This is a genomic window from Dechloromonas sp. ZY10, assembly GCF_041378895.1.
Taxonomy (GTDB): Bacteria; Pseudomonadota; Gammaproteobacteria; order Burkholderiales; family Rhodocyclaceae; genus Azonexus; species Azonexus aquae.
Window position 1 is genome coordinate 113,865 of the sequence record NZ_CP144212.1, and the last position, 16,601, is coordinate 130,465.

Annotated in this window: 16 protein-coding genes and 2 tRNA genes; 11 read left to right on the forward strand and 7 right to left on the reverse strand. The window is 63.8% G+C overall.

Going from position 1 to position 16,601, the window contains the following annotated elements; genetic code table 11:
- Window positions 1-57 precede the first annotated feature (57 nt).
- The gene (locus VX159_RS00585; protein ID WP_371324059.1) at window positions 58-1,020 is read left to right on the forward strand and encodes a complex I NDUFA9 subunit family protein; all 963 of its coding nucleotides are present in this window, start codon (window positions 58-60) and stop codon (window positions 1,018-1,020) included.
- Between the two features lie 33 nt (window positions 1,021-1,053).
- Window positions 1,054-2,289, forward strand: a complete 1,236-nt coding sequence (locus tag VX159_RS00590) for a multifunctional CCA addition/repair protein (RefSeq protein WP_371324060.1) — start codon at window positions 1,054-1,056, stop codon at window positions 2,287-2,289.
- On the opposite strand, the gene VX159_RS00595 is transcribed toward VX159_RS00590, so the two are convergent.
- A complete protein-coding gene (locus tag VX159_RS00595) occupies window positions 2,257-2,454 on the reverse strand; it encodes a DUF2905 domain-containing protein (protein ID WP_371324061.1) in 198 nt (65 codons plus the stop codon). The two genes, VX159_RS00590 and VX159_RS00595, sit on opposite strands and share 33 nt — an antisense overlap.
- A 112-nt stretch (window positions 2,455-2,566) precedes the next feature.
- Between VX159_RS00595 and VX159_RS00600 the strand changes: the two genes are divergently transcribed.
- Window positions 2,567-3,385, forward strand: coding sequence for an alpha/beta hydrolase (locus VX159_RS00600; protein ID WP_371324062.1), 819 nt, complete (start codon window positions 2,567-2,569; stop codon window positions 3,383-3,385).
- A 37-nt stretch (window positions 3,386-3,422) separates the two neighbouring features.
- On the opposite strand, the gene VX159_RS00605 is transcribed toward VX159_RS00600, so the two are convergent.
- Complete coding sequence (locus tag VX159_RS00605; RefSeq protein ID WP_371324063.1) at window positions 3,423-3,614, reverse strand: YjfB family protein; 192 nt, start codon at window positions 3,612-3,614, stop codon at window positions 3,423-3,425.
- 58 nt (window positions 3,615-3,672) lie between these two features.
- Between VX159_RS00605 and VX159_RS00610 the strand changes: the two genes are divergently transcribed.
- Window positions 3,673-4,593: a hypothetical protein gene (locus VX159_RS00610; protein WP_371324064.1), complete on the forward strand. Its 921-nt coding sequence runs from the start codon at window positions 3,673-3,675 to the stop codon at window positions 4,591-4,593.
- 3 nt (window positions 4,594-4,596) lie between these two features.
- Here VX159_RS00610 and VX159_RS00615 read toward each other — a convergent pair whose 3' ends face one another.
- Window positions 4,597-5,754, reverse strand: coding sequence for a class I SAM-dependent methyltransferase (locus tag VX159_RS00615; protein ID WP_371324065.1), 1,158 nt, complete (start codon window positions 5,752-5,754; stop codon window positions 4,597-4,599).
- Between the two features lie 98 nt (window positions 5,755-5,852).
- Here VX159_RS00615 and VX159_RS00620 point away from each other — a divergent pair, with 98 nt between their 5' ends.
- Genes VX159_RS00620 through waaA form a run of 5 tightly spaced genes read left to right on the forward strand, consistent with a single transcriptional unit; the run spans window position 5,853 to window position 13,195 of the window.
- On the forward strand, window positions 5,853-6,995 hold the full coding sequence (locus VX159_RS00620) for an FIST signal transduction protein (RefSeq protein WP_371324066.1): 1,143 nt from the start codon (window positions 5,853-5,855) through the stop codon (window positions 6,993-6,995).
- 7 nt (window positions 6,996-7,002) lie between these two features.
- Window positions 7,003-10,107, forward strand: a complete 3,105-nt coding sequence (locus VX159_RS00625; protein WP_371324067.1) for a response regulator — start codon at window positions 7,003-7,005, stop codon at window positions 10,105-10,107.
- 57 nt (window positions 10,108-10,164) lie between these two features.
- A complete protein-coding gene (ttcA, locus tag VX159_RS00630; protein ID WP_371324068.1) occupies window positions 10,165-11,040 on the forward strand; it encodes a tRNA 2-thiocytidine(32) synthetase TtcA in 876 nt (291 codons plus the stop codon).
- A gap of 8 nt (window positions 11,041-11,048) precedes the next feature.
- A complete protein-coding gene (locus tag VX159_RS00635) occupies window positions 11,049-11,909 on the forward strand; it encodes an FHA domain-containing protein (protein WP_371324069.1) in 861 nt (286 codons plus the stop codon).
- A gap of 11 nt (window positions 11,910-11,920) precedes the next feature.
- Window positions 11,921-13,195: a lipid IV(A) 3-deoxy-D-manno-octulosonic acid transferase gene (waaA, locus tag VX159_RS00640; RefSeq protein WP_371324070.1), complete on the forward strand. Its 1,275-nt coding sequence runs from the start codon at window positions 11,921-11,923 to the stop codon at window positions 13,193-13,195.
- Here waaA and VX159_RS00645 read toward each other — a convergent pair.
- The 4 genes from VX159_RS00645 to VX159_RS00660 are packed head-to-tail and all read right to left on the reverse strand — an operon-like array spanning window position 13,146 to window position 16,175.
- Window positions 13,146-14,495 (reverse strand): TolC family outer membrane protein, encoded by a 1,350-nt coding sequence (locus VX159_RS00645; RefSeq protein WP_371324071.1) that lies wholly within the window; start codon window positions 14,493-14,495, stop codon window positions 13,146-13,148. The genes waaA and VX159_RS00645 overlap by 50 nt on opposite strands.
- A 7-nt stretch (window positions 14,496-14,502) precedes the next feature.
- On the reverse strand, window positions 14,503-14,826 hold the full coding sequence (locus VX159_RS00650) for a rhodanese-like domain-containing protein (protein ID WP_371324072.1): 324 nt from the start codon (window positions 14,824-14,826) through the stop codon (window positions 14,503-14,505).
- On the reverse strand, window positions 14,826-15,479 hold the full coding sequence (locus VX159_RS00655; protein ID WP_371324073.1) for a protein-L-isoaspartate O-methyltransferase: 654 nt from the start codon (window positions 15,477-15,479) through the stop codon (window positions 14,826-14,828). The genes VX159_RS00650 and VX159_RS00655 overlap by 1 nt, the downstream gene beginning before the upstream one ends.
- A gap of 60 nt (window positions 15,480-15,539) precedes the next feature.
- Entirely contained in the window at window positions 15,540-16,175 is a 636-nt protein-coding gene (locus VX159_RS00660; protein ID WP_371324074.1) for a TetR/AcrR family transcriptional regulator, read from the reverse strand.
- 137 nt (window positions 16,176-16,312) lie between these two features.
- Between VX159_RS00660 and VX159_RS00665 the strand changes: the two genes are divergently transcribed.
- A tRNA-Ala gene (locus VX159_RS00665) sits at window positions 16,313-16,388 on the forward strand.
- Between the two features lie 57 nt (window positions 16,389-16,445).
- A tRNA-Tyr gene (locus tag VX159_RS00670) sits at window positions 16,446-16,530 on the forward strand.
- Window positions 16,531-16,601: the final 71 nt, after the last annotated feature.

The window sequence follows — 16,601 nt, forward strand, 5'->3', positions numbered from 1 at the left end:
TCGCCACTTTCACGTTAAAATCCTGTTTTTTCGCACTAAGTATTCCGGGGTTTCGAAATGGACATCAAAAAGGTCTTGCTGCTGGGGGGTAGCGGTTTCGTCGGTACCTATATCGTCAACCGTCTGGCGCAGCGCGGCATCCAGGTCACCGTTCCGACCCGTCGGCGCGAGCGGACCAAGGCGCTGATCATCCAGCCCGGCGTCGAGATGCCGGAAGCCAACATCCACTGCCAGGAGACCCTGAACGAGCTGGTGCGCGGTCATGATGCAGTGATCAACCTGGTCGGCATCCTGCACAGCCGCGACGTGCAGATTCCCTACAGCCGCGACTTTGCCGAGGCCCACGTCGAACTGCCGAAGAAGATCATCGCTGCCTGCAAGGCTGCCGGCGTCCGCCGCCTGGTGCACATGAGCGCGCTCAAGGCCGACCCCAAGGGTCCGTCCGAGTACCTCGCCTCCAAGGGTGATGGCGAAGCCGTGGTGCTCGCCGCCCAGGGCGACCTCGATGTCACCGTTTTCCGGCCGTCGGTGATCTTCGGCCTCGGCGATTCCTTCCTGGCCACCTTTGCCAAGGTGTTGAAGAAGGCCCCGATCTTCCCGCTCGGTTTTGGCCATGCCCGCTTCCAGCCGGTCTGGGTGGCTGATGTTGCCGATGCCTTCGTCAACTCGCTGAACGACGAAGCCAGCTTCGGCCAGGCCTACGATCTGGTTGGTCCGAAGACCTATACCTTGCGCGAACTGGTCGATTACACCAAGGAACTGACCCGCAGTCAGGCCAGCGTGATCGCCCTCTCCGAAGGCTGGGCCTACCTGCAGGCCGGCCTGATGTGGCTGGCACCGCAGCCGCTGCTGTCGCCGGACAACCTGCGTTCGATGCAGATCGATAGCGTTGCCGACGCCAGCAGCCAGCCGCCGGCCGGTTGGCAGCCGACGGCGCTGGAAGCGGTGGCGCCGAGCTACGTCGCACTCAACACGCCGAAGGGGAAGCTCGACAGCTTCCGTTTCCGCGCCGGGCGTTAAGCCCAGCGTTTGCGCACCCGGCAGGCGTCGACTGTGGACATCTACCTCGTCGGCGGCGCCGTGCGCGATGCACTCCTCGGGCGTGCTGATGCCGACCGCGATTACGTGGTCGTTGGCAGCACGCCCGAAGCCATGTTGGCGGCCGACTTCCGGCCGGTCGGCAAGGATTTTCCGGTTTTCCTCCACCCCGCGACGCACGAGGAATACGCGCTGGCGCGCACCGAGCGCAAGACCGGCCCCGGCTACCACGGCTTTGCCTTCCACGCCGCACCTGAAGTCACGCTGGAAGAAGACCTCGCCCGCCGCGACCTGACCATCAACGCCATCGCCCAGGATGCGCAAGGCGGCCTGATCGACCCTTTCCACGGTCAACGCGATCTGCAGGCCAGAATTCTCCGTCACGTCGGCCCGGCCTTTGTCGAAGACCCGGTGCGCATCCTCCGGCTGGCGCGCTTTGCCGCGCGCTTTGCCGATTTTTCGGTGGCCCCGGAAACCCTGGCGCTGATGCGGCAGATGGTCGCCGCCGGCGAGGTCGATCACCTGGTGCCGGAGCGGGTCTGGCAGGAACTGGCCAAGGGACTGATGGAAGAGCGGCCGGCCCGGATGTTCGAGGTGCTGCGCGAATGCGGCGCACTGGCCCGGCTGCTGCCCGAGGTCGACGCGCTGTTCGGCGTGCCGCAGCGCGCCGACTACCACCCGGAAATTGATGCCGGCGTGCATACGCTGATGGCGGTCGATGAGAGTGCCCGCCATGGCTACGCGCTGGCGGTGCGCTTCGCAGCGCTGACCCACGACCTCGGCAAGGCGACCACGCCGGCCGATATTCTGCCGCGCCATATCGGCCACGAGGAACGTAGCGTGCCGTTGGTCGAGGGCCTGAGTGCCCGTCTGCGGGTCCCGAGCGAATGCCGCGAACTGGCGTTGCTGATGGCGCGTCACCATGGTCCCATCCATCGCGTTGCCGATCTGCGTGCGGCGACCATCGTTGGCCTGCTCGAAAAAACCGACGCCTTCCGCCGTCCCGAGCGCTTCAGCCAGTTGCTCGAAGCCTGTCGCTGCGACTACAACGGCCGTGGTGGCTGGCAGGACCGCGACTACATCTCACCCCCGATTTTCCGGCAGGCGCTGGCGGCGGCAAATGCGGTGGCGGCCGGCGAAATCGCCCGCCAGTGTGCGGACAAGACGCGGATTCCCGAGCGCATTCACGCGGCTCGCGTCACTGCCGTCAAGCAGGCATTAAACAAGCCGGCTGACGAGCCAGAGGAGTAGCGAGAACAACAGCGTGGTGGCAAAGGGGAAATGATAGCTGCGGCCGCGAAAACGGACCGCAATATCTCCCGGCAGCTGGCCGAAACGGATGAAGCGGGCGAGATGCGGCGCGATCAGCCCGAGCAGGAATATCGCCAGCACTAAGGTCAGTATCCACTTCAGCATTGCAGCCGGTCATCCGGATGAGAGTCTAGGTGCGGCAGAATAGCCGGTTTCGCTGCCGTTGGCCAAATTAACGGCCGTGTTCACGGTCAACCCCGATTTTTAAGGATTTCTGATGATGGAAAAGCGCAGCGTTGCCGGTCTTGAGGTCTATTCCGCACTGCCGACTGACGCCAACGGCAAGGCGCCGCTGCTGTTCGTTCACGGTGCCTTCGCCGGCGGCTGGATGTGGCGTGAAACCTTCATGCCCTTTTTGGCTGCCGCCGGCTTTGCCTGTTATGCCCTTTCATTGCGCGGCCACGGCGGTAGCGAGGGGCGTGAGCGGATCGCCTGGCATTCGATCGGCGACTATGTCGATGACCTGGCGACAATTGCCGGCTGGATTGCCGATCAGCATGGGCAGGCGCCGGTGCTGGTCGGGCATTCGATGGGCGGTTTCGTGGTTCAGAAATATCTGGAACGGCAAGCCGTGCCCGGGGCCGTGCTGCTCTGCTCGGTGCCGCCGCAAGGCCTGATTGCGGCGCAGTTCCACCTGCTGCTGCAAAAGCCGCAACTGTTTGCTGAAATCAACCGCATCCTGGCCGGCGAGTACACCGATACTGAAACCCTGCGTGAAGCGTTGTTCGCTGGCGAGGTCGCCGAAGAAATGTTGCAGGACTGGCTGGGCCAGATGCAGAACGAATCGCAGCGAGCGATCTGGGACATGTCGATGTTCAACCTGCCGCAAGTGTGGCGCATGCACCGTTCTCCGATGCTGATCCTCGGCGCCGAGAAGGACATGCTGGTACCGGCTTTCCTGGTCCAGACCACTGCACATACTTATGGCCTCGACTGCCATTTGTTCCGCGACATGGGGCACGCGGTGACCCATGAAAAGGAATGGCCGCAGGTGGCTGCGGCCATTCGTGACTGGGTGCTGACGCTGCCCGCCTGAACGGCAGGGAGGCCGGCCTGGCGCGGCGGCTGCCGCTTCAGGCCCTGACGTCGACGCTGTTGCCGAGATGTGGCGGGTTGCTTGGCGGCTGCGGCAGGGCGGCGATCAGTTGCATGGCAGCCTGTTCCTGCACGTCGAGCGCCTTCTTGAACACCGTCGTCGCCACTTCGCTGGCGACCTGAGTATTGCTCATCGAGGTGGCCATAGCAGCAATTGAGGTGGCATCCATGACAATTCGTTCCGGGTGATAATCGTGTTTCAGTTTAATCGACTTTACCGCTAATGCAATGAATTCGTCCTCTGACCGCGTTTCGGCCATCGTCGCCGCCCTGCGTGCCAAGCGGGAAGCCCAAACCAGCCATCCGGCGGCGGATCTGGCGGCGCTGGAAAACTCGCTGCTCGCCGAGATCGAAGCCTTTGATCCGGCGCGTGCCCGCCCGGCACAGGAGATTCCGCCGCCGCCGCCGGCGAGGGCTGTTCCGATGCCGGCCGCCAGCGCAGCGGCAGCGATTGCCTCGCCGCCGCCCGCGAGTACGGCGCCGCCAGTCGCCCTCACCGGCGGTCTGCTCGAACAGCTGCGTCAGCAAGCCTCGGTCCGCCAGCGCGAAGAGAATGCGGCAGCAACCAGCCAGGCGACCAGTGCGACGGCAATCGACCGGGCGCTCAACCTGGTATTCCGTTACCTGCATGAATTGGTGCAGCAGCTGAATATCCTCAAGCCGAAGATCAATCGCGACTATCAGCTGCTCAACCAGTTGGCGTTGCACGGGCTGCACTGGCAGGAGGGCTTTGCCGACTACCGGCGCCAGCCGGACAGCGAGGGCGCCTTGCTTGAGCGGGTGAGCTTCACCTGCCGCCTTGGCGGGGCGCCGAACATTGCCTGCGAACGCGACGATACCAATGCCGAGCGCTTCCGGGCGCTGCTGTTCGATCTTGGTCTGAACTTCAGCAGCCAGGAGTTTCGCAATGACAAACGCCTGATCGAGCGGGTGCGTTTCGAAATTCGCGGCGAACTCGGGGTTTCGGTGCGCTGGCGGGCTGATTTTGCCCGTGGCCTGATCTTGATCGAGGCCCGCAATCTCGAACGTTTCGGCGCTGCCCCCTATGAGTTGGCAGCCGCTGCGGTCGATCAGGCGCTGCTTGACGAATTTGGCCGGCTGTTGCTCGGTCAGCCCAACCGCTTCCGCGAACTGGCGCGGCGCCGCTGAGGTTTATAGCCGGCGGCTCTGGTCGCCGCTGGAAAAGCCGAGCAAGGGCGTGTCAAGGCCGCGCCCGACGGCCATCACTTTGAATAGCTCGCCCATTTCGTGCGGCATCAGCAGCTTGCCGACCATGTTGCTGGCCTTCAGGTATTCCGGCGTGCCTTGCGGCAATTCGGCCAGCGCGTCGAGGATGCCGCAATTGAGCAGGAACTGCCCCTGGTTGCAGTAACCGAGCAGGTCCAGCCCCTGGGTATCGGCGGCAGCAATAATCGCGGTGAAGTCGACGTGGACCGTGACATCCTGCAACCCCGGCAGGTAAAAGGGATCGGGATGGGCGTAGTGGCGGTAGTGGCACATCAGGGTGCCGCGTCCGCGCTGCAGATGGTAATACTCGCGGCGGGGAAAACCGTAATCGAGCAACAGCAGGGCGCCCTGGCTCAGGCGGCGACCCCAGTCGGCCATCCAGGCGCGGTTGGCGAGGCTGATCTCGCTTTCGTAACCGGGCGGTAGCGAACATTGTCCGACGATTTCCTCAGCGGCAGCGAGCAGGGCGCCGCTGGCCGGGCGCTCGGCCCAGGCAAAACCGTTCTCGCTCAGGATCACGCCGCGCTCGTGGATGCCGTTTTCGCGCCAGGCCACCAGATGTGCCGGCATCGCGTCGAGCAGTTCGTTGCCGACCACCACCCCGGAATATGTTTCCGGCAGCGTATCGAGCCATTCGACGCGAGCCAGTAGATGCGGTGCCGCTGCCGCGATGGTGGCCTGCTGGCGTTGCCGCAGATCGGCCGAGAGGTCGAGGATCCGGTAGTGCTCGGGCAGCGTGCCGGCGGCTTCGAGTGCCAGCAGCAGGTCGGCGGCCAGACGTCCCGACCCGGCGCCGATTTCGAGCACTTGCGGGGCCGAGCAGGCCATCACCTGTACCACCTGGCGGGCCAGCGCACGGGCAAACAGCGGGGTCATTTCGGGGGCGGTGATGAAGTCGCCGGCGGCACCGAATTTTTGGGCGCCGGCCGTGTAATAGCCCTGCCCGGGCGCATACAGCGCCAGTTCCATGAAACGGGCAAAGGGCAACCAGCCCCCGGCGCGCTCGATTTCACCGCAAATCGTCGCCAGCAGCGATTGGCTATGCGCCAGGGCGGCGGCTTCAGGAACGGGCAAACGGGTCATGATGGGCGGCAAAAAGAGGGGAATTGTACCGGGGACGATGCTGCGAGGCGTGAGTTGTGCTATTTTTCCCGGCAAATTTTCCACGGGGGGAGCACATCATGCAGGTCACGCAAATCATCGTTCGCAAGCCGGAGAAACTGGCTGCCCTCGGCAAGCAACTGGCCGCTGCCGCCCCCAAGTTGCTGCTGGTTTTTGCCGGCCTTGATTACTTTACCCATCCCGGTTTTGCGGCCACCCTCGCTGCCGCTGCACCCGGTGCAGCGCTGCTCGGCTGCTCGACGGCCGGCGAAATTTCGCCGGAGGGCGTCGACGATGGCAGTTGTGTCGTCACGGCCATTGACCTGGCCCACACTTCGCTGCGTCAGGCGGCCACTGCGCTGGCCGGCATGGACGATTCGTTTGCCGCCGGTGTCCGCCTCGGGCAGCAACTGGCCACCCCCGATCTCAAGGCCATCCTGGTTTTTGGTCCCGGCGTCCAGATCAACGGCAGCGCCCTGGTCAGCGGGATCGCCAGCGTGGTCGGCGACGCGGTGCCGATCACCGGCGGACTGGCTGGCGATGCCGGAGCGTTTCAGCAGACCTGGACTCTCGGCCAGAACGGCGTCAGCGACAACGGAGTGGTCGCCGTCGGCCTGTGCGGCGACCGTCTCAATTTTGCCCACGGCTCTTTTGGCGGCTGGGAGCCCTTCGGCCCGGCACGCAAAGTCACCCGCTGCAGCGGCAATGTGCTCCACGAGCTCGATGGCGAGCCGGCGCTGGAAGTGTACAAGCGCTATCTCGGCGAACACGCCAAGGGCTTGCCGGCCTCCGGCCTGCTCTTCCCCTTTGCCATGCTCGGAGAGGATCACAACGCCATCGGCCTGATCCGCACCATTCTCGGCGTCGATGAAAGTACCGGCAGCCTGACCCTGGCCGGTGAAATCCAGCAGGATGGCTATCTCAAACTGATGCACGCCAGCACCGACAAGCTGGTCAATGGCGCCGAATGTGCGGCCGAAGCTGCCAATCAAATGCTGCAGGCACAACAGGCTGGCTTGGCGATTCTGGTCAGCTGCGTCGGCCGCAAGCTGGTGATGGGTGGCCGGGTGGACGAGGAAGTCGAGGCGGTCGCCGATGTGTTCGGCAGCAACGCGGTGCTGACCGGCTTCTATTCTTACGGCGAAATCAGCCCCTTCACGCCCGGCGCATCGTGCAAGCTGCACAACCAGACGATGACCATCACCTACCTCGGCGAACGCTGAGCCGATCATGCAGAAGGCCCTGCAGCGCCAGCTGAAGCGGAGTATCGGTGTGGCCGATGAGGCAGGGCTGGCGGCATTGTTGACGCAGCTGCAGCAAGTGGCGGTTACCAGTCCGGAATTGCAGGCACTGGCTGAGGGGTTTCCCGATTTATTGCAGCGGATCGACGCCAGTTACGAGCAGTATGAACGCGACCTCGATCTGCGTACCCGCAGCCTGGAACTGTCATCGGGGGAGTTGTCGCAAGCCAATGACCGCCTGCGCAACGAGTTGAAGCAGCGCGAGTCGGCGCTGGCCGCACTGCGTCAGCTGGTGCACGACCTGCTGCCGAATGCCGGCGACGACGGGGTGGTGGACGAGGACGACATTGCCGCATTGTCGCAGCGGATCGGCGAGTTGGTGATCGCCCGCGAAGAAGATCAGCGCGATCTGGCCAACCAGAAATTCGCGCTTGATCAGCACGCGATCGTCAGCATTACCGATCGCGACGGTGTGATCATCTATGCCAATGACCGTTTTTGTGCAATCAGCGGTTATCGTCGCGAGGAATTGATCGGACAGAATCACCGTTTGATCCGCTCAGGCATCCATCCGTCGGATTTTTTTGCCGGGATGTGGGACACCATCACCCGGGGTGAGGTCTGGCAGGGCGAAGTCTGCAACCGTGCCCGCGATGGCCGGCTGTACTGGGTCAATGCCTCGATCGTGCCGCTGCTTGGCAAGGATGGCTTGCCGCAGCAGTACATCGGCATCCGTACCGACATCACCGACCGCAAGCGGATGGAAAGCGAACTGTCGGAACAGCTGGACCTGGTCGAAGGCCTGATCGAAACCATCCCGCTGCCGGTTTACATGAAGGACCACGATGGCCGCTATCTGCGGATCAACCGGGCATTCGAGATTTTCTTCGCCAGCCGGCGCGAGCAGCTGATCGGTAAAACCCTGCATGATCTGCTCTCTCCCGCCGATGCCAGCCTGCATGTCGACAAGGATGAAGCGCTGCTGGCAGAGGGCGGGGTCCAGACCTATGAATGCGTCGTCCATTCGCGGGATGGCCAGCACCACGACGCGATCTATCGCAAGGCAGCACTGACTCGGCGCAGCGGCGAGATTTACGGCCTGCTTGGTGTAATCATCGACATTACCGAGCGCAAGCAGGTCGAACAGGCGATGCTGCAGGCCAAGGAGGCCGCTGAAGCGGCCAGCCGCGCCAAGAGCGACTTCCTGGCCAACATGAGTCATGAAATCCGGACGCCGATGAACGGCATCATCGGCATGACCGATCTGGCGCTCGACACTGCGCTGACCGAGGAGCAACGGGAGTATCTCGGCATCGTCAAATCCTCGTCGGAGGCCTTGCTGACGATCATCAACGACATCCTCGACTTTTCCAAGATCGAGGCCGGCAAGCTGCTGGTCGAGCACATTTCTTTCAATCTGCCGCGGGTGGTCAGCGAAGCGGTCAAGACCCTGGCCCTGCGCGCGCACGAGAAGAACCTCGAACTGGTCTGCGAGGTTGCCAACGACGTTCCGGCGCATGTGATCGGCGACCCCAGCCGGGTGCGTCAGGTGCTGCTCAATCTGCTCGGCAATGCGATCAAGTTCACCGAGCGCGGCGAAATCGGCGTCCACATCGCGCTCAAGCTGCAGAGCGGCAGCAAGGTCTCGATTCAGTGCTCGGTCCGTGATACCGGGATCGGGATTGCAACGGACAAGCAGCAGCTGATTTTCGAGGCCTTCTCGCAGGAGGATACCTCGACCACCCGCAAGTACGGCGGCACCGGGCTTGGTCTTTCGATCTCGCGGCGCCTGGTTGACCTGATGGGCGGCCAGATGTGGCTGGACAGCCGGCCTGGCGAAGGCAGCACCTTCCATTTCACGGTCGACCTGCTGCTCGACCCGAATCCGCCGGCTGCCAACGTTTATCCGCTCGATCTGAAAAATCGCCGGATCCTGATCGTCGACGACAACACCACCAACCGTCGCGTCCTTGCCGGCATGCTCGATGCTTGGGATATCGAATCCGAGCCGGTTGCGTCGGCGGAGGCAGCGCTGGCGCGCCTGCGCCAGGAGGAGGGGCTGGCGTTCGACGGGATCATCCTCGATGCGCAGATGCCGGAGGTCGACGGCTACGAACTGGCTTACCAGATCAATCATGAATTCCCGGCCCCGCCGCCGATGCTGATGCTCTCGTCGTCGGCTGTGCGCGGTGACAGCCAGCGCTGCCAGGCAGTCGGGATCAGCGGCCTGTTCTCCAAGCCGATTACCGCCGAGGAGTTGCTCGGGGCGCTCTGCCGCATTTTCGGCAGCCCGCGCGATGCGGGCAGTCTGCCGGCGCCATCGCAACTGGTCACCCGTCATGCGTTGCGTGAACTGCAGCGGGCGATGGATGTGCTGCTGGTCGAGGATCATCCAACCAATCAGAAACTGGCGCTCGGCTTGCTGGACAAATGGGGGCACCGCGCGCAGCTGGCGCAAAACGGCGTGGAGGCGGTGGAAGCTTTCCGCCGGGGCAGATTCGACCTGATCCTGATGGATATGCAGATGCCGGTGATGGGCGGGATCGAGGCCACGCGCCGGATTCGCGCCCTGGAAGCCGAGCGCGGGCAGGCACGCACGCCGATCCTGGCGATGACAGCAGCGGCCATGGTCGATGACCGCAACGCCTGCCTGGCCGCCGGGATGGACGACTATCTGGCGAAGCCGATCAAGGTCAAGGAGTTCCTCGAGAAGCTGTTGCAACTCGGCGGCCAGACCGGTGACGGCAGCGAGGCACAAGCCTTCAGTTACGGCGAGGCGTTGGCCGGAGCCGACCGTGAAGTAGTCGAGATCATTGCCGAAGTCTTCCTGGCGACCTGGGTCGGCGACCTGGCTGCCATGCGCAGCGGGCTGGCGGCCGGTGACCTGGCGCTGGTGGCGCGGACCGCCCACAGCCTGAAGGGCACCCTGGCCACCTTCGCTGCCGAACCGGCGACGCGGGTCGCCGCCGATATCGAAAGCCGGGCCGGAAACGGCCGGCCGGATGGGCTGGCACACGAACTAGATAGTCTGGAGCGCGAAATCTCCTTGCTGACGCCCTATTTGCAGGCAGTCGTCGACGAAGTATCAGGGTAAACTTGCGGTTTTTTCCGGTTGACCGTGATAACCGCGAGTTAGCACGGCGCACGCTCCATGACCCAAGCCAATCCCCCGTCGAACAATCTGCAGAAACTGCGCAAATACCTTGAAGGCCGCACCGGCAAGGCGATCCACGACTACAACATGATCGAGGATGGCGACACCATCCTGGTCTGCATTTCCGGCGGCAAGGACTCCTACACCCTGCTGGCGATGCTGATGGCGCTGCAGCAGCGGGCGCCGGTCAAGTTCCGCCTGATCGCGATGAACCTTGACCAGAAACAGCCCGGCTTCCCGGCCGACGTGCTGCCGCGCTACTTCGAGTCGATCGGGATTGAATACCGTATCGTCGAGGCCGACACCTATTCGGTGGTCAAGGAAAAGATTCCCGAAGGCAAGACCACCTGCTCGCTGTGCTCGCGGCTGCGCCGGGGCATCATCTACCGCACCGCCAAGGAACTGGGCGCCAACAAGATCGCGCTTGGCCATCACCGCGACGACATGGTGCATACCCTGTTCCTCAATTTGCTGTTTGGTGGCAAGCTCAAGGCGATGCCGCCCAAGCTGGTGACCGACGACCAGGCTCACGTGGTGATCCGCCCGCTGGCCTATTGCGCCGAAGCCGACATCGCCAAGTTTGCGCGCGGCATGGAGTTCCCGATCATCCCGTGCAATCTGTGCGGCTCGCAGGACAACCTGCAGCGTCAGAAGGTGCGCGAAATGATGCAGGAATGGGATCGCCGCTTTCCCGGGCGCACCGAGTCGGTATTTACCGCGATGCAGAATGTCGTCCCGTCGCATCTGGCCGATACCGGCTTGTTCGATTTCCGCGGCCTGAACCTCGGGACCGAGGTGGCCGAGGGCGATACCGTATTCGACCGCGAGGAAATGCCGATGTCGGGCACCATCCCGCTGTTCGTCGCCGACTGAGCCTGATCGTGGCCAGCCATCGTCTGACCCTGCTCCTGGCCGAGGTGATCGGCGATCTCGGCATGCGCCGCCGGGTGGGCGACGGCGAGGCCGGACAGGCGCTGGAGCGCTGCGCCAACCGGTTGCAGCGGGTGCTGCAGGCCTGCGGCGGACGTCCCCTGCACAGCGGTTCAACCCGCCTGGTTGCAGTATTGCCGGACCCGGAAGCCGCCTGCACTGCGGCCTACGACATGCAACAGCGAATCGCCGCGCTGCCACCGGTCGGTGGCCACAAGCTGGCCTTGCGGGTGGCCGTGCACGCGGCCCTGCCGGGCGCGGCGGCGGATGAGCCGGACCGGCTGGCCATGGCCGACAGTGAAAAAATGCTGCAGCTGGGTGGCCCGGGCGAAACCATCGTCAGCACGGTGATCCTGCTGCACCTGCCGGAGCGGCTGGCAAGCGACTGGGAAAGTCTGGCCAGCGCTGAGTTGCCCGGGCTGGTACTGTATCGCCGCCGCTTTCTCCCTGCCGGGCCGGCTATGCCACAAGCCGCTCCAGGTAGCGGGGAACGCTTGTGTCTGCGCCATCGCGATCAGCTGCGGGTGGTCGATGCGCAAACCCCGGTATTGAGCATCGGCCGCGATCCGGCCTGCCTGCTGCAGGTCGGTGACAGCCGGGTGTCCCGCCGGCATGCCCGGGTCGAGCAGCGGGGGCGGGATTATTTTCTGGTCGATAGCAGTACCAATGGCAGCTTTGTCCGCGTAGAGGGCGGCCGTGAAATGCTGCTGCGCCATGGCGAACTGATGCTGGCAGGCAGCGGCAGCATCTGTCTGGGCGCATCGGCCAACGATCCGGGGGCGGCCCGGATCGACTTTGAACACCTCGACTGAAGCTCCTCTCGATGGCCCGCTGGTTCTATTCGCTGTGCTTTTTCCTGGCGCTGCCGCTGATCTGGCTGCGCCTGCTCTGGCGGGCCCGTCGCCAGCCCGATTACCTGCAGCATCTCGGCGAGCGCCACGGTTTTTTCCCGCCGCGCCCGGACGGCCCGCTGATCTGGGTCCATGCCGTCTCGGTCGGCGAAACCCGGGCCGCCCAGCCGTTGATCGACGGCCTGCTGGCGCAGCATCCGGACTGTCGCATCCTGCTCACCGGCATGACTCCGACCGGTCGTGCCACTGGCCGCGAAATTTACGGCGAACGGGTATTTCAGTGTTATCTCCCGTATGACCTGCCATTCACGGTCGACCGGTTTTTTCGCCATTTTTCACCGCGCTTCGGCGTCCTGATGGAAACCGAGGTCTGGCCCAACCTGCTGGCCACAGCTAGTCGCCATGCTGTTCCTGTGCTGCTCGCCAATGCTCGCCTGTCGGCCCGTTCGGCGCGCGGCTACCGCCGTTTTGCCGCGCTGGCCCGGCCTGCTTTTGCTGCACTCTCCGGCGTCGCCGCGCAAACGCTTGCCGATGCGGAGCGCTTGCAGACGCTCGGTGCGGCCTCGGTCGAGGTTTGCGGCAATCTCAAATTCGATGTCAGTCCGGCTGCCGACAAGCTGGCTCTGGGGCACCGCTGGCGCGCCGCGTTCGGCGAGCGATCGGTATGGTTGGCGGCGAGTACCCGCGAGGGCGAAGAAGCCTTGCTGCTGGCGGCCTGGCGGCAGGCCGCAGCGAATGGCACGCTGCTGATCCTGGTGCCGCGCCATCCGCAGCGCTTTGACGAAGTGGCCAGCCTCTGCCGGGCTGCCGGATTTACGGTCGCTCGCCGGAGCCACGGTCTACCGCCGCCGGAGGCAGAAATCTGGCTGGGGGACAGCATGGGCGAAATGGCAGCTTATTACGCTGCTGCCGACCTCGCCTTCATTGGTGGCAGCTTGCTGCCGCTAGGCGGGCAGAATCTGATCGAAGCCGCCGCTTGCGGCTGCCCGGTACTGATCGGGCCGCATACCTTCAATTTTGCTCAGGCGACTGATGATGCGCTGGCGGCCGGAGCCGCGCGGCGGGTCGCCAATGCCGACGATTTGGTCGGACGGGTGCAGGATTTGCTGCAGACCAAGGCCGAACGCGCGGCAATGCGGGAGGCGGCGCAGGCCTTTGCCGCTGCGCACCGGGGCGCAACGGCACGGATGCTCGAATTTATCGGGCGCCGGTCGGAACGTCGCGGCGCGGATCCAGCAGGGAGTTGACCCGCAGCAGGTCTTCTTCGCCCAAGGCACCGACTGCCGCTTTCAGGCGCAATTGCGCCAGCAGGGTGTCGAAGGTTGCGCGGGCGAGATCGCGGCGAGTGTTATAGACCTGGTTCTCGGCGTTCAGCACATCGATGTTGATGCGCACGCCGACTTCGTAACCCAGCTTGTTCGATGCCAGTGCCGATTGCGACGAGACCAGCGCTGCCTTCAGTGCCTTGACCTGGGCCAAGCCGTTGGCGACGCCAAGGTAATACTGACGGGCGGCCAGTGCGGCACCGCGCCGCGCCGCTTCGAAGCCGGCCTGGGCCGCCGTACGGTTGGCTGCGGCCTCGCGCTGGCGCGAAACCTGGCCGCCACCCTGGAACAACGGAATGCTGATCTGGATGCCGGCATTCTTGAAATCGGTATCGATCAGGTTGCCGCCGAAATAGCTCTTGCTGTGCCCCTGGTTGGCCACCAGGTCGACCGTCGGGTAGTGGCCGGCACGTTGCTTGTCGACTTCGCGCTCGGCAATGTCGGCCAGCGCCCGCTGCACCTGCACGCTGTAGCTGTCCTTCTCGGCAGCACTGACCCACTGGGCCATGTCGGCCGGCTGTGGCGGGCTCAGTTCGGCCTCCTTGCGCAATGCGGCGAGGACGCCCGGCTCGGTGCCGACAATCGCCTGCAGGGCCCGCCGTTTCACTTCCAGATCGCTTTCGGCGGCGATCTCCTGGGCCGAAGCCAGGTCGTAACGGGCCTGCGCTTCGTGGGTGTCGGTGATTGTCGCGGTTCCGACTTCGAAGCTCTTTTTCGCCAGTTCAAGCTGCTGGGCGATGGCCGCCTTGTTGGCCTGCACCGCCTGCAGATTCTCTCCGGCATTGAGGACATCGAAATAGGCCTGGGCGACGCGCAGGATCAGGTCCTGCCGGGCCTGTTCGAAACTGGCCTCGGCCTGCACTACCTGCAGCTTGGCCTGGTCATAGGCAATCCAGTTCTGCCAGCGGAACAAGGGCTGCGCCAGCGTCAGCTGGTAGCTGTTGCTGTTGAAGCGTGGGTTGCTCATCGCACCGCCGCCGTGCGGCTTGATCTCGTTGTCGTTCCAGGTCGTGGCGCCACTCAGCGAGATATTCGGCAACAGGCCGGACAACCCCTGCGGCGCCTTTTCCTGGCCCGCCTCCAGCGTCGCGCGGGCGGCGATGAACTGCGGATCATTGTCCTGCGCCTGGCGATAGATCTGTGCCAGGTCGGCTGCGAAGGTCAGAGCCGGGAACAGGGCTGGAATAGCGGTGGCGACGAGCAGGCGGGAGAGCTTGAACATGGTTTCCTCAGTAACGACGCATGGCAGGATCGACTTCGGCCGCCCAGGCTTCAACCCCGCCAGCGAGGTTGAACAGCCGGGCATAGCCCTTGCGCTCCAGGAACATGGCGACCTGCATGCTGCGGCCGCCGTGGTGGCAGATCACGACGATGTCCCGTTCCGCATCCAGTTCCCCGTCTTGCATCGGTACGAGGTGCATGGGAATGTGCAGCGAGCCCGGAATGTGACAGAGCTCGAATTCCCAGGGTTCGCGCACATCGAGCAGCAGCGGTGCCGGGCGGGAAGCATCGGCGAGCCAGTCTGCCAGTTGATGGGCGCGAATCTGCTGCATCAGAACGAGAAGCTTTCGGCGGCGGCGAAGCCGTCGAGCGACGGAATTACCGTTTCAAACAGGTTGACCGTGTTGAAAACGCCTTCGCCGGTGCAGGTCACCAGTTGCGCTTCCATGACCGGTGCGCTGCCGACCACGGCCGCCAGACGGCCGCCGACACGCAACTGCTTGAGGATGCTGGCCGGAATCGCGGGTACGGCGCCGGACAGCACAATCGCATCGTAAGGACCGCGGGCAGCCCAGCCATTGGCACCGTCGCCGGTTTCAACGCTGACATTGGCGATGCCGGCGCGCTCAAGGTTGGCGCGTGCCATATCGGCCAGTTCGGGACGCGACTCGACGGTCACGACGTGATCGGCGTGGGCGGCCAGCAGGGCAGCCATGTAACCGCTGCCGGTACCGATTTCGAGAACCTTGTCGCCTTTCTTGATGGCCAGTTCCTGCAACAGCTTGGCTTCCATCTTCGGGGCCAGCATTACCTGACCGGCGGCCAGGGGCAGTTCCATATCGGCAAAGGCCAGGTTGCGGTGGGCGGCAGGGACAAAGTCCTCGCGCTTGACGACGAAAAGCAGGTCGAGAACACGTGGATCCAGAACCTCCCAGGGCCGGATCTGCTGTTCGATCATGTTGAAGCGCGCTTGCTCGGTATTCATGTGGGTCTCCGCAGGCTTTATATTAGCAGATACTAATATTTTAGTTCCGACAAAAGGCGATTATACCTGACTCCGCAACAGCCCCTGCTGCAGGAGATCCATATGAAGTTGTAGATATTGTTGCGGATCGTGCTGACAACCGGCGCAACAACCGAAGGAGTGCTGCCAGATCAGCAGCATCAGCACCGGCGCGATGATCACGTCGATGGCGATCTCGACATCCATCTCGCGAAACTCGCCGCTGGCCATGCCCCGACGCAGTGCCGCACCGAGCAGTGCCCGGCCCCGGCTGATCACCTGCTCGAAGTAGAACTGCGCCACTTCCGGAAAGTTGGTGGCTTCGGCAACCATCAGCTTGGGGATGCCGGCATAAGCTGTCTGGCCGATCTTGGTCCACCAGTTGTCGAGCAGCTTTTTCAGCAAGTCGAAGGCTGAGCCCTGATGACGGGCGGCAATTTCCTCGTTTTCGACCAGTACCGGCACGATGCCTTCGCGGATCACCGCCTTGAACAAAGCTTCTTTGTTTTCGAAGTAGAGGTACAGGGTGCCCTTCGAGACCCCCGCCTGCGCGGCCACGTCTTCAAGGCGGGTGGCGGCAAAGCCGCGGGCGACAAACAGGTCGAGCGCGGCCGCGAGCAATTCGGCCGGACGCGCTTCTTTGCGGCGCTTGCGAAGGGAAGGAAGCGGGAAATTCATAAGCAATTAATGACTTGTCGGTCATTAATTTAACCGGCAGCCCGGCGCCGGTCAAGCCCGGGGTGCTGCGGAATTGCCGAGTTCCTTGCGCGGCGGGCTTCTCAAGGCGGTGCCGACAACGCTATAATGGCGGGCATGGGCCGATAGCTCAGCTGGGAGAGCGCCGCGTTCGCAATGCGGAGGTCGGGAGTTCGATCCTCCTTCGGTCCACCAGCTGCCTATCCTTGCCAACAGCCGTCTCTGTTGGCATTTTTATCGGCACTGCCCCGTGGAGGGGTTCCCGAGCGGTCAAAGGGATCAGACTGTAAATCTGACGGCACTGCCTTCGAAGGTTCGAATCCTTCCCCCTCCACCAACCCCCCCCTTTTTTTTCTGCATCGCTGACCGCCCCGGTTTTCTGCTGGCGACTGGCGCTTGGCCGGGCCG